This window comes from Pseudomonas sp. PME37.24/025 (assembly GCF_055556615.1).
In genome coordinates, this window is sequence record NZ_JBVHNK010000006.1 from 182,495 (window position 1) to 194,967 (window position 12,473).

The 12,473-nt window shown below is 58.8% G+C and carries 8 protein-coding genes and 2 tRNA genes; 2 read left to right on the top strand and 8 right to left on the bottom strand.

What is annotated here, in order from left to right:
- Positions 1-49 precede the first annotated feature (49 nt).
- Positions 50-523, bottom strand: coding sequence for a GNAT family N-acetyltransferase (locus ACZ3HH_RS12945; protein ID WP_465805086.1), 474 nt, complete (start codon positions 521-523; stop codon positions 50-52).
- Between the two features lie 112 nt (positions 524-635).
- A complete protein-coding gene (rimO, locus tag ACZ3HH_RS12950) occupies positions 636-1,973 on the bottom strand; it encodes a 30S ribosomal protein S12 methylthiotransferase RimO (protein WP_367374387.1) in 1,338 nt (445 codons plus the stop codon).
- Between the two features lie 361 nt (positions 1,974-2,334).
- Between rimO and ACZ3HH_RS12955 the strand changes: the two genes are divergently transcribed.
- Positions 2,335-4,236: a potassium transporter Kup gene (locus tag ACZ3HH_RS12955; protein WP_465805088.1), complete on the top strand. Its 1,902-nt coding sequence runs from the start codon at positions 2,335-2,337 to the stop codon at positions 4,234-4,236.
- Positions 4,237-4,455: 219 nt separating this feature from the next.
- Here ACZ3HH_RS12955 and ACZ3HH_RS12960 read toward each other — a convergent pair whose 3' ends face one another.
- From ACZ3HH_RS12960 to ACZ3HH_RS12980, 5 genes are all read right to left on the bottom strand, one after another.
- The gene (locus ACZ3HH_RS12960; RefSeq protein WP_465805089.1) at positions 4,456-4,782 is read right to left on the bottom strand and encodes a DUF3077 domain-containing protein; all 327 of its coding nucleotides are present in this window, start codon (positions 4,780-4,782) and stop codon (positions 4,456-4,458) included.
- A gap of 675 nt (positions 4,783-5,457) precedes the next feature.
- Positions 5,458-6,756, bottom strand: a complete 1,299-nt coding sequence (locus ACZ3HH_RS12965) for a virulence factor family protein (RefSeq protein ID WP_465805091.1) — start codon at positions 6,754-6,756, stop codon at positions 5,458-5,460.
- A complete protein-coding gene (gene mprF / locus ACZ3HH_RS12970) occupies positions 6,756-9,398 on the bottom strand; it encodes a bifunctional lysylphosphatidylglycerol flippase/synthetase MprF (protein WP_465805093.1) in 2,643 nt (880 codons plus the stop codon). The genes ACZ3HH_RS12965 and mprF overlap by 1 nt, the downstream gene beginning before the upstream one ends.
- Positions 9,399-9,675: 277 nt before the next feature.
- Positions 9,676-9,752 (bottom strand) — tRNA-Met (locus ACZ3HH_RS12975).
- A gap of 221 nt (positions 9,753-9,973) precedes the next feature.
- Positions 9,974-10,050, bottom strand: a tRNA-Met gene (locus tag ACZ3HH_RS12980).
- Between the two features lie 300 nt (positions 10,051-10,350).
- On the opposite strand from ACZ3HH_RS12980, the gene dinB reads away from it, so the two are divergent.
- Positions 10,351-11,412: a DNA polymerase IV gene (gene dinB, locus ACZ3HH_RS12985; protein WP_305448445.1), complete on the top strand. Its 1,062-nt coding sequence runs from the start codon at positions 10,351-10,353 to the stop codon at positions 11,410-11,412.
- A 101-nt stretch (positions 11,413-11,513) separates the two neighbouring features.
- On the opposite strand, the gene ACZ3HH_RS12990 is transcribed toward dinB, so the two are convergent.
- Complete coding sequence (locus ACZ3HH_RS12990) at positions 11,514-12,467, bottom strand: hypothetical protein (RefSeq protein WP_465805095.1); 954 nt, start codon at positions 12,465-12,467, stop codon at positions 11,514-11,516.
- Positions 12,468-12,473: the final 6 nt, after the last annotated feature.

The window sequence follows — 12,473 nt, forward strand, 5'->3', positions numbered from 1 at the left end:
GACACACCGCATTCGCGAGCAAGCCCACACACATTTGTTCCGTGTTGTGTCAGCCATGCTGTGAACTTTGCTGGTTTTGGCGCAAACGCATGTGCAGCAACGGATAGGGCTGGCCCATACCGTCGTGCTCGGAGCGACCGATCACCTCAAAGCCCTGTTTGAAGTAAAACCCCAACGCCTGCGGGTTTTGCTCGTTGACGTCCAGTTCATCGGCGTTCAGGTGTTCCAGGGCGTAGCGCAGCAATTGTTTGCCCAGGCCTTTGCCGCGATGCGCCGGGTCGATGAAGAGCATTTCGATCTTGCCCGCCGCCACGCCGGCGAACCCGGTGATGCGCTGGCGCGAGTCTTTGGTACAGATCAGCATCACCGCGTCGAGGTAGCGGGTCAGCACCAGATTCTTCAGCAGGTCGATGTAGCTGTCGGGCAGAAAGTCATGGGTGGCGCGCACCGAGGCTTCCCACACTTGGGTGAGTTCTTCGTAGTCGCTCTGTTTCGGTGTGTGAATGATCGAGTGTTGGCGCATGCCCGCTGGCCTCTCTTGCGTGGATGACGCGAGTTCTTTCTCTCACAAAACGATAGACGTAAAAAAGCCCCGCATCTCGTCAAGAGAGCAGGGCTTTTTGTATTTTTTGCGTTTAGATCTGTTCAGCCCACAGGTCGTATTCGTCGGCGTCGGTCACTTTGCACCAGACTTTGTCGCCCGGCTTCAAGTTGCTGCCGTTGTCGATGAACACGTTGCCGTCGATTTCCGGGGCATCGAAGAAGCAACGGCCGACCGCGCCTTGCTCGTCGACTTCATCGACCAGCACTTCGATTTCACGGCCGATGCGCATTTGCAGGCGCGCCGAGCTGATGGCCTGTTGGTGCGCCATGAAGCGGTCCCAACGGTCTTGTTTGACGTCGTCCGGCACGATGGCCGCGTCCAGCAGGTTGGCTGGTGCGCCTTCGACGGGCGAGTACTGGAAGCAGCCAACGCGATCAAGTTGCGCTTCGGTCAGCCAGTTCAGCAGGTACTGGAAGTCTTCTTCGGTTTCGCCGGGGAAGCCAACGATGAAGGTCGAACGGATGATCAGGTCCGGGCAGATCTCGCGCCAGTTCTTGATCCGCGCCAGGGTCTTGTCTTCGAAAGCCGGGCGTTTCATCGCTTTCAGGACTTTCGGGCTGGCGTGCTGGAACGGGATGTCCAGGTACGGCAGGATTTTCCCGGCGGCCATCAGCGGGATCAGCTCGTCGACGTGCGGGTACGGGTAAACGTAGTGCAGACGCACCCAGACACCGAGGGTGCTCAGGGCTTCGCAAAGTTCGGTCATGCGAGTCTTCACCGGCGCGCCGTTCCAGAAACCGGTGCGGTATTTCACGTCGACGCCGTAGGCGCTGGTGTCCTGGGAAATCACCAACAGCTCTTTGACACCGGATTTGACCAGGCGCTGGGCTTCGTCGAGCACATCACCGACCGGACGGCTGACCAGCTTGCCGCGCATCGACGGGATGATGCAAAAGCTGCAGCTGTGGTTGCAGCCTTCGGAAATCTTCAGGTAGGCGTAGTGGCGCGGGGTCAGTTTGATCCCTTGCGGCGGCACCAGGTCGATCAGCGGGTTGTGATCCTTACGCGGTGGCACAACATCGTGCACGGCGTTGACCACTTGCTCGTACTGCTGCGGACCGGTCACGGCCAATACGCTTGGGTGCACGTTGCGGATATTGCCTTCTTCGACGCCCATGCAGCCGGTCACGATGACCTTGCCGTTTTCCTTGATGGCTTCGCCGATCACTTCCAAAGACTCAGCCTTGGCCGAGTCGATGAAGCCGCAGGTGTTCACCACCACGACGTCGGCGTCCTGATAAGTGGACACAACGTCATAGCCTTCCATGCGCAGCTGGGTAAGGATGCGCTCGGAGTCGACCAGTGCTTTGGGGCAACCCAGGGATACGAAGCCAACTTTTGGATTGGCCGGCGCAGGAGTGGTGGACATGTCTAACCTCGGTGTTTTGGGACGCCTCCAGCCGAGAACGGCAAGGCGACAGACGGGCGCTTACGTTCTGTCTCCTGAATACGCTGCTTTTTGACTCGTCAAAAAATAGCAGTGACTCGTGAGAAAGGACGTTTTCTGCGCCTCTGATCAAAAAGTGCGCAATTCTAGCGATGGGCGGCGCACTTGACCAGCTTTATGCAGGGAAATACGACGAGTGCTGCGCTATGCTTCGCGCCGTTACGCTTTACCGATTTTCTACAGTCAATAAAACGTCTGTAACAACAAGTAAAACAGCGCATGCTGCACGACAAGGCATAGTGCTTCTTATAAGAAGTCCGGGTTTGAGTAGTAGGAGTTTTGGATGGGGCAGGCAAGTAGTCAAGCGGCGGGCGCCGAGCATTCGGCAGCAAAACCGATCGGCATGCTGGTTGCGGCGGTCGGGGTGGTGTATGGCGATATCGGCACGAGCCCGCTGTACACCCTCAAAGAAGTGTTTTCCGGTGGCTATGGCGTGCCCGTCAACCATGACGGCGTGTTGGGCATTCTGGCGCTGATCTTCTGGTCGCTGATCTGGGTCGTTTCGATCAAATACATGATGTTCGTGCTGCGTGCCGACAACCAGGGCGAGGGCGGGATCATGGCCTTGACCGCCCTGGCCCGACGGGCAGCGGCGGGGCATCCAAAATTGCGTACTTTGCTGGTGGTCTGCGGGCTGATCGGCGCGGCGCTGTTCTATGGCGACAGCATGATCACCCCGGCAATTTCCGTTCTCTCGGCCATTGAAGGCCTTGGGCTGGCTTTCGAGGGCATCGACCATTGGGTGGTGCCGCTGTCGTTGATCGTGCTGGTGGCATTGTTCCTGATTCAGCGCCACGGTACGGCGCGGATCGGCATTCTGTTCGGGCCGATCATGGTCACCTGGTTTCTGGTGCTCGGCGCGCTGGGCGTGTATGGCATCAGTCAGCATCCGGAAGTGTTGCAGGCGATGAATCCGGTGTGGGGCGTGCGTTTCTTCATGGTCCACCCGGGCATGGGGGTCACGATTCTTGGCGCCGTGGTGCTGGCATTGACCGGTGCCGAGGCGCTGTACGCCGACATGGGCCACTTCGGTCGCAAGCCTATCGCCCGGGCCTGGTTCATTCTGGTTCTGCCAGCCCTGGTGCTGAATTACTTCGGTCAGGGTGCGTTACTGCTCGGTGATCCGGAAGCCGCCCGTAACCCGTTCTATCTGCTGGCACCAAGCTGGGCGTTGATCCCGTTGGTGGCGTTATCAACCATGGCCACGGTGATTGCCTCGCAGGCGGTCATCTCCGGTGCGTTCTCCTTGACCCGTCAGGCGATCCAGCTCGGCTACATTCCACGCATGCACATTCAGCACACATCCAGTGCCGAGCAAGGCCAGATCTATATCGGCGCGGTGAACTGGGCGCTGATGGTTGGCGTGATCCTGCTGGTAATAGGCTTTGAGTCCTCCGGCGCGTTGGCTTCGGCTTACGGCGTGGCGGTGACTGGCACGATGCTGATGACCACCATCCTGGTGTCGGCGGTGATGTTGCTGTTGTGGAAGTGGCCACCGATCCTCGCGGTTCCGGTATTGCTGGGTTTCCTGTTGGTGGACGGTCTGTACTTCGCCGCCAACGTGCCGAAAATCATTCAGGGCGGTGCCTTCCCGGTGATTGCTGGTATTGCGCTGTTCGTGTTGATGACCACCTGGAAACGCGGCAAGCAATTGCTGGTGGAGCGACTGGACGAAGGCGGGTTACCGCTGCCGATCTTCATCAGCAGCATCCGTGTGCAACCACCGCATCGGGTTCAGGGCACCGCCGTGTTCCTTACCGCTCGCCCGGATGCCGTGCCTCACGCGCTATTGCACAACCTGCTGCATAACCAGGTGTTGCACGAGCAAGTGGTGTTGCTGACAGTGGTGTACGAAGACATCCCGCGCGTCCCGCCACAACGGCGTTTCGATGTCGATTCCTACGGCGAAGGCTTCTTCCGGGTGATCCTGCACTTCGGTTTCACCGACGAGCCAGACGTGCCTGAGGCCTTGAAACTGTGCCATCTGGATGACCTGAATTTCAGTCCGATGCGCACGACCTACTTCCTCAGTCGCGAGACGGTCATCGCCTCCAAACTCGAAGGCATGGCCCGTTGGCGCGAGTTGTTGTTCGCCTTCATGTTGAAGAATGCCAATGGCAACCTGCGGTTCTTCAATTTGCCGCTGAACCGGGTGATTGAGTTGGGTACGCAAGTCGAGATGTAAGCCACATGAAAAAGCCCCCGCTGCCATGAAGGTAGCGGGGGCTTTTTATTGACCGGCATTTGATCCCAATCCAACGAAGAACTCCGTGGGAGCGGGCTTGCCCGCGATAGCGGTATGTCTGCCACATCAATGTTGGATCTGCTGCCGTCATCGCGGGCAAGCCCGCTCCCACAGGTATTTGAGTGTCTGCTGGAACGCGGCTTTTCCGTCCCTGCGCCTTTACTGGCTTTCAGGCAGCTCTTCTTCAGACTCGGTCTTTGTCCGGGCAGGTCGCGGTGTCAGCACCTTCACCACATCATCAATCACTGCCTTGGACATAGCCGTCAAATAATGCGCGGCCCAGGCGTGGCGGTCGGTGTCTTTTATGTAGGCTGCATCCTCGGTAAATGATTTGGCGAGGAACAGCAGATCGGAGGCTTGTGACAATGCATCAATGATGGGGACGCCGGCGCGGACGTTGAACAACGCCTGATCCGAGCAGTAGATGAGCGGGGTGAGGCCGATGGTTTTTAGTTCTGAAATCGCGGACGTATCTGTTTTCGTCATTGTGTTACTCCAAGGTTCGAGGAGCCGACACTTTCGTTTCCAAGCGAATAGGTGGCGGCTGTACGCAGGTTGGAAAACCGGGAACCAAGGAACCGGCACGCCCAAAGGCGTCCCACGCACAGCCACCATAACTCAGGATTGCAGTCGTAAAAAACGTCTGCAGTCATGATAGGGCGCTGGTGCGCTTTGGTTCGACGGGTTTCCAAGCCCGATCGCTGAATGGTCAGCGACGTCCGGAGAGTATCCCGTCGAAGAAAAACGCAACAAGGCATCAAAGTGCCAAAACGCAAGATTCGGAGTTTGCCTACAAGGTTTGTGAGAGTCATCCGAAATCGCCATGCCTGAATTAAACAAGCGATTTCACAGATATAAGGAGTGCCTGAGAAGTTGTCTTCCCAGCGATAAATCGAATTGATTGTCCATTTGGCCTGGGTTGGCGAGTGTCCTTTGTCCTAGGACAGCGGACAGGGTTACATCTCAATCCAACGAAGAACCCTGTGGGAGCGGGCTTGCCCGCGATGACGGCGGTAGTTCCAGCATTAATGTGACAGGCATACCGCCATCGCGGGCAAGCCCGCTCCCACAGGAATTTGCGGCGTCTAGATGATCTTTGTACAAATGAAAAAGCCCCCGCACCATGAGGTCTCGGGGGCTTTTTTGTGAGCGCGGCTCAGATCACTCTTGAGCCGCCGTCTCCTTCGCTTGACGCTTCTCGATGGCATCAACCAACCGCTGGGCCAACGCCGGGTAGTTCTCGTCGAAGTGATGGCCGCCAGGCAGTTTCATCGCTTCGCCCACGGCGGTCTTGTCGGTGCAGCCGCTCTCGTCGACTTCTTCTTCACCGTAGATGCACACCACTTTTGCCGGCGGTAGCTTGGCCATTTCCGGGCCGGTGGCGGCTTCTTTGCCGGCGTTGCCGAGCCAGCCTTCGACTTCGATTTCGAAGCTGCCGGTGCGGGCGAAGGCCAGCAGGATGATTGCGTCGATCCGCTGCTGTTCGGCTTCCGGCAGGCGGTTGTAGATGGCGGGCAGTACGTCCGCGCCGAACGAGTAGCCGGTCAGGATGAAGCGCTTGGTGCCCCATTTCTGCCGGTAGTGCTGCATCAGTTCGGTCAGGTCCAGAGCGCTTTGTTCCGGGCTCTTGTGCTGCCAGTAGTAGCGCAGGGTGTCGATGCCGACCACCGGGTAGCCGATCTTGGCCATCTCGCCGGCCACGTCGCGGTCCAGGTCGCGCCAGCCGCCGTCGCCGGAAAGGAACAGGGTGACGGTGTCCTTGGCCTGACCGGCCGGCACTTCGACCACCGGAATCTGCAGGCCACCAGCGGCTTTATCGCCGCCGACGAGGATCTTGCGCAGTTCGTTGTTCAGCACTTGCGGCAGGTTGATGTCGTAGTCGCTGATGCTGGTTTCGGCATTGGGCTGGTCACGCACGAAGCCGGCGCTGGTGTCGTCCGGGTTGTCGTTCCATGCCACGAGCCAGTGGCCGTGGGCGGCGCTTTTTGGCAGCAGGTGAGTGCAGCCCTCGGGTTTTTCCAGGGCCAGGTCAACCGAAATGGCCTGGGCCTTGTCGTCCTTCTGCTCGGCCAGCCAGCGCCATGCCAACACGGCGCCAGGGCCGATGCCGCTGACCAGAGTGGCCGGGCCTTTCAGTTCGCGCAAACCCGCTTGCAGGGCGCGGCTTTGCAGCAGGCAGTCCTTGGGCAAGATCACCTGAACTATTTGCGCCGAGGCGCTGCGGCTCAGGGTGGTCAATTGCTTGTCATTGAGTTTCTGGTCTTCATTGACCGCCACCAGCACCTGAGCCTTCGGCGTGTTGCCGGGGATGACGCGGGTCATCGCGGCACCATCGGCCGGCGTTAGCCGTTCGAGGGTCGGTTCTGGTGCCGGGCGTTTCAGGTACCAGTAACCGCCACCGACCATCAGGGCCAGCACTACCAGTGTGGCCAGTACGTACCGCAGGGAGCGTTGAATCATCAGCGTTTCACCAATCCAGTCAAGCCGCCCGCAATCAGGGCGGCAGTGTCGGCCAAGGCCACCAGCGGATCGAGTCCGGCGGGCACGGCCATATAACGGGGTTCCCAGTCGGGCTGGAACTTGTCTTTGAAGCGGCGCAAACCTTGGAAGTTGTACAGCTGCTCACCACGGCGGAATACCATCGAGCCCAAGCGCTGGGTCAATGGCGCGCCGCGTCGGGGTTGCAACCCCGACAACGGCACCATGCCCAGGCTGAAGCGCGCGTATCCATGATTTTTATAATGTTGAATCAGGCCGACCATCATGAACTCCATGGTCAGCTTCGGGGCGTCGGGGTGCGCGCGCATCAGGTCGAGGCTGGCCAGGTCATGGCCGTAGGTCTCGAGCAGGTTGGCGAATGCCACCGGGCGCCCTTCGAAACGAATCACCGCGACACGGAAGTGCTTGAGGTAATCATCACTGAAACGCCCGAGCGAGAAGCCTTTCTCGCGCACGTTCTTGCCGGTCAGCCAGGCATCGGAAATCACCTTGAGCTCGTCCATCGGCGCTTGCCCAGGCTCATGGATTTCCAGCGACAGGCCATCACGGGTGCCGCGATTCCAGGTGTAGCGCAGGTCCTTCATCTCTTTGCCCTTGGCTTCGAGATCAAAGCGGTGCAGATCGACCCGGGCTTCTTCGCCGAGCTTGATCGCAGTCAGGCCGATATCCATGTAGTACGGCAGATTCTCGGCGCGCACTTGGTAGAACACGGGGCGGGCGTGGTGGATATCGCAGAGGTCGCGGAACTGCCAGATCATTTCCGCCCGTTGCAGGGTCGGGCCGATCGGGTCATACAACGCCACCAGGCTGCGACCACGGCGGGCGTACATCAGAAACGCCTCGTCGTTAGGGTGAAACAGCAGCGCCTTGTCACCGGTCAGGGCCAGGCCACCATCCGGCTGGGCGGAGGCCATGAGAATCTTTACCGCGCGCTCCAGTTCATCGGGCGTTGGCAGGTGGATCACCGGGCGCGCGGTGCGCAGCAGCCAGGTCAGGGACACCACCACCAGCAGGACCGCAGCGCCGAGCAGCGAGCGCAGGCCTCGCGGGGCATCGGCGTCGAGGGTGAACTGCCACCAGAGTTGATGGCTGTAGGGAACGTCCTGATAGGCGAACAGCAGCAACCAGATCGACGCGCCGAGCACGCAGAGGCTGGACACTAGATACAGCGGTGAAAACGGCACTTCAGTCAGGCGACTGGGGCGATAGAACGAACGTCGGAAAACCCCCAGCAAACTCGCCGTCAGGGTCATCAGGCAAGCCTCTTCCCAGTCGAAGCCTTTAAGCAGAGAGAGCAGGGCGCCGACCAACAACAGAATGGTGGTCAGCATCCACGCGGCTGACAGACGGCGACGCAACCCCTGAGCCAGCAGCAGGCAGAGCACGCCCACCAGGCTGGCACCGAAGTGCGAGGCGTCGACCAAACGATGCGGAATCAGAAAGCCAATGTGTTCAAGGCGGGTATCGATTTCTGGCGTCACGCCGGAAAACAGCAGCACCACGCCGGACAGGAACACCAGCACCGCCAGAATCGGCGCGGCCATGCCAGATGCAGCACGCAAGGACTGGCGCGATTGAAACAGGCGCTGGCCTTCGTTGATCAGCAGCAGTACGCAAGCCACCAGCAGCGGCAGCACTACGTAGATCAGGCGGTAGAGCAGCAGCGCGGCGGCCAGTGGCGCGGCACCGAGCTTGTCGGCGAAGGCCGCGAGCAAAATCGCTTCGAATACCCCGACACCGCCCGGTACATGGCTGAGCACGCCAGCGGCCAGGGCCAATAGATAGACCAGCAGGAACGCACCGAAGGGCGGTGCTTCCGGCAGCAACAGATAGAGCACTGTCGCGGCGGCGGCCACGTCCAGAGCGGTGATGACCAGTTGCAGGAACGTCAGTCGGCGACCCGGCAGGCGCAAGGTGCGACGGCCGACCTTGACCAGCAGGTTGTCCGGGTAAGGCTGTTCCGGCAAGCGACGGCGATAGATGCCGATGGCCAGTACCGTAGAGAGCAGCAGCACGATCACTGCAATCGCACCCAGCAACGTCTCGGAGAAACCCAGGGCCATGGAGGCGGCGGGCAGGTTGCTGAGGGTGGCGAGGGCGGCCAGGGGCGGAAGGGCGCAGCCGAGCGAGAGGCTGGCGAACAGGGTCATGTGCGCAACTTCCGAAGCCCCCACACCATGACGTGCATATAAACGGTAGCGAACCGAGCCGCCTGACAGCAGCGAAAGGCCGATGGCATTGCCAATGGCAAACGCGGTGAAGCCGCCCAATGCCAATAGTCGCGGCGCCAGCGTCACGCCGGCATAACGGCTGGCCGACCATTCGTAACCCAGCAGAATGATGAAGCCGATGACGGTCGCGCCGAGCGCGCCCAGCAAGGCAGGTTTCGGCACTTCCAGAATCGAGTCGTGCAGCGCGTACAGATCGAGTTCGCTCAGCAGGTGACGACAGGCAATCAGCGCAATGGCGAACAACAGCAAAGTGACCGCCAGACCAATGGGTTGGCGATATTTGCTGATTCGATCCAGCAAGCGCAGACGCTCGGCTTTGATCGGTTGTGTCGCTGTGACGGTGTCTTGTGGATCAGACGAGTTGGCGCGCATCAATCACCTCTTGGATTGTGCGCGACAGGATGGAGGTATCCAGCCAAGTTACCAATCCCTGTAGAAAAAAATAATCACAAATATTAACGCCTCTCACCGGATGTGGGCGATGGCGCGTCATCAGTCGTAGAAGGTTTCATCTGCGGTTCAGTCTGCTCTGAACTCACAGTCTGGCGATCCCGAACAGCTCGCTGCACAGTGACAGATCATTGTTGCGAAAGGACTTTTTCAACAGATACAAAAAAGGCCACTCTTTCGAGTAGCCTTTTTTGATGTTTGGTTGCGGGAGCCGGATTTGAACCGACGACCTTCGGGTTATGAGCCCGACGAGCTACCAGACTGCTCCATCCCGCGTCTGTGTGGCGGCATTCTACAGGCGAACGCCGGAGTGTCAACCGTTAATCCCAGTATGGCTCAAATAAATGTAAAACGATGGCGAACGGTCGCAGGGGAGACCTAAGTTTCGGAATCAGAACGATTTCTTGTTTCTGTGCCATAAGGCATGGATCGTTGATTTTTTATAAAACAGGCGCGCACAAAAAAGGCCACTCTTTCGAGTAGCCTTTTTTGATGTTTGGTTGCGGGAGCCGGATTTGAACCGACGACCTTCGGGTTATGAGCCCGACGAGCTACCAGACTGCTCCATCCCGCGTCTGTGTGTCGGCATTCTACAGAGGATCGCAGGGCTGTCAACCTTCAATCTCGGTAAAACCTGTTCCTGTTCAATCGTTTAGGTGAAAAAAGCAATGGCTGATCGGTCTGAAACGCAGCCAGGGTAAGGCTTGTGGCTCTATCGGTAGGGCTCTTTCGATTGAGAAAATAAATTCCTGTGTACTTTTCCTACAAAGGAAAAAGAACATTCAGAGTACTGGTGCTATATACAGGTGTCAGTGAGATACTGCCGGTACGACTCACCCACACATCATTTCTTCGCCATGAACACTGCTTTTATATGACGCAGCGAAAAATCATCCACGTCGATTGTGACTGTTTCTACGCCGCCATCGAGATGCGTGACGACCCGCGCCTGGCCGGTAAGCCATTGGCGGTGGGCGGCTCGGCGGATCGACGTGGGGTGATTGCCACCTGTAACTATGAAGCGCGGGCTTATGGCGTACGCTCGGCCATGTCTTCCGGACATGCCTTGAAACTGTGTCCGGACCTGACCATCGTCAAGCCGCGCATGGATGCCTATCGAGAGGCATCGAAGGAAATTCATACGATCTTTCGCGATTACACCGACCTGATCGAGCCGCTTTCCCTGGATGAGGCCTACCTCGACGTGTCGGACAGCGCGCATTTCGGCGGCAGCGCCACGCGAATCGCCCAGGACATTCGCCGCCGGGTCTCCAATCAATTGCACATCACCGTGTCGGCCGGTGTGGCGCCGAACAAGTTTCTCGCCAAAATCGCCAGTGACTGGAAGAAGCCTAACGGCTTGTTCGTGATCACACCGGATCAGGTGGAAGATTTCGTCAGTGGTTTGCCGGTGAGCAAGCTACACGGGGTTGGCAAAGTGACCGCCGATAAGCTGGGCAAGCTCGGCATCGTCGATTGCTCGCATTTACGTGAGTGGGACAAGTTGGCGCTGGTGCGCGAATTCGGCAGCTTTGGCGAGCGACTCTGGAGCCTGGCCCGTGGGATTGATGAGCGGTTGGTGCACAACGACAGTCGACGGCAGTCGATCAGCGTCGAAAACACTTACGACGTGGATCTGCCGGACCTGGTGAGTTGTCTGGATAAATTGCCCGAGTTGCTGGAATCGCTGAATGGCCGCATGGCACGGATCGACAGCAGTTATCGCCCGGGCAAGCCGTTCGTCAAAGTGAAATTTCATGATTTTACCCAGACTACTTTGGAGCAGGCCGGGGCAGGGCGGGATCTGGGGAGTTATCAGTTGCTGCTGACCCAAGCCTTTAACCGTGGTGGGAAACCGGTGCGGTTATTGGGGATTGGGGTGAGGCTCGAGGATTTGCGGGGCGGGTTTGAGCAGATGGAGTTGTTTGAGCGGTAGTTTTGCAGTGAATGTAATGGCGTCATCGCGGGCAAGCCCGCTCCCACAGGTAACTGCATCGTCCTTGTGGGAGCGGGCTTGCCCGCGATGCTTTTAAGCGTTTAATTCGGCCCCGGGTCCGCCACCAGTCGCCCGGCATCCTTGGTCAGCGACTTGAGGAATTCGGTCTGCAACTCGGGGTCGTTGCGGGTCAGTTCGATCAGGCTCTGTTCCAGCTCGCTGGCTTCTTCTTCCAGGCCCAGTTCCGACAGACGTTTAACCCGGTGTACCCACTGGCTCACTTCGTCGTCTTCGAGGTCGTCGTAAATCAGCCCGTGCGCTTCGAGCAGCTTACTGCGCAAAGTGTTGCTGATCGCCAAAGACGAGTCGGTATGCACATCGTCCTTGTTGTCCTCGACACTGATCTGCAGCTTGCCCAGATGATTGAGGTCATGTTCGGCGAATGGGCTGTCCAGCAGGTTCAGGCGTAACACGCCGTTACGGTCAGTGCTCAGTTCGAAGGTGTTCTTGCCAGCCTTGACCTGCACCGGGCGCTCGCTCCATGGCAGGCTCGAGTATTCCGTGCGCTTGTCGCGCTGGACTTCGTCGATACCCGCCAGGTTCTGTTGCGCCCGACCATGGGACTGCGCGTTCATGAACGGATTGAGCCCGGCGAAACCATAGCTGAGCCAGTCCTTCGTCACGCTGTCCGGCAGATTGCCGAGGGCGAACACGTTGACCACATTCGCACCGACGCCGGCCACCACGGCCACCGCGCCCAGCGGGATCTCGTAGACCTCCCTCCAGGGTTGGTAAGGCGTATAGCGATCATAGCGGCGCGTGACTTCGAACTCGGTGACTTCGAAGGTTTTCTGCTCGTGGATTTTCACCCGACGTTGCGGCAGCTCAAGCACCTTGGGCTCGCCGACATCGATCTGCAGGCTGTGATCGAGCAATTTGCGCTCGACCCGTTCCTCGTGCTCGCTGCGTTGTGACATCTGATTGGCACAGCCGCTGACCAGCAGCGCGCCGCACAGGGCGGCGCTACCGAGGCCTAAGGTGTTTCGCTTGAACATGACGTC

Bases quoted from the DNA above. Each gene is read 5' to 3' on its own strand.
- ACZ3HH_RS12945 (WP_465805086.1), bottom strand. From the start codon at position 523: ATGCGCCAACACTCGATCATTCACACACCGAAACAGAGCGACTACGAA.
- rimO (WP_367374387.1), bottom strand. From the start codon at position 1,973: ATGTCCACCACTCCTGCGCCGGCCAATCCAAAAGTTGGCTTCGTATCC.
- ACZ3HH_RS12955 (WP_465805088.1), top strand. From the start codon at position 2,335: ATGGGGCAGGCAAGTAGTCAAGCGGCGGGCGCCGAGCATTCGGCAGCA.
- ACZ3HH_RS12960 (WP_465805089.1), bottom strand. From the start codon at position 4,782: ATGACGAAAACAGATACGTCCGCGATTTCAGAACTAAAAACCATCGGC.
- ACZ3HH_RS12965 (WP_465805091.1), bottom strand. From the start codon at position 6,756: ATGATTCAACGCTCCCTGCGGTACGTACTGGCCACACTGGTAGTGCTG.
- mprF (WP_465805093.1), bottom strand. From the start codon at position 9,398: ATGCGCGCCAACTCGTCTGATCCACAAGACACCGTCACAGCGACACAA.
- dinB (WP_305448445.1), top strand. From the start codon at position 10,351: ATGACGCAGCGAAAAATCATCCACGTCGATTGTGACTGTTTCTACGCC.
- ACZ3HH_RS12990 (WP_465805095.1), bottom strand. From the start codon at position 12,467: ATGTTCAAGCGAAACACCTTAGGCCTCGGTAGCGCCGCCCTGTGCGGC.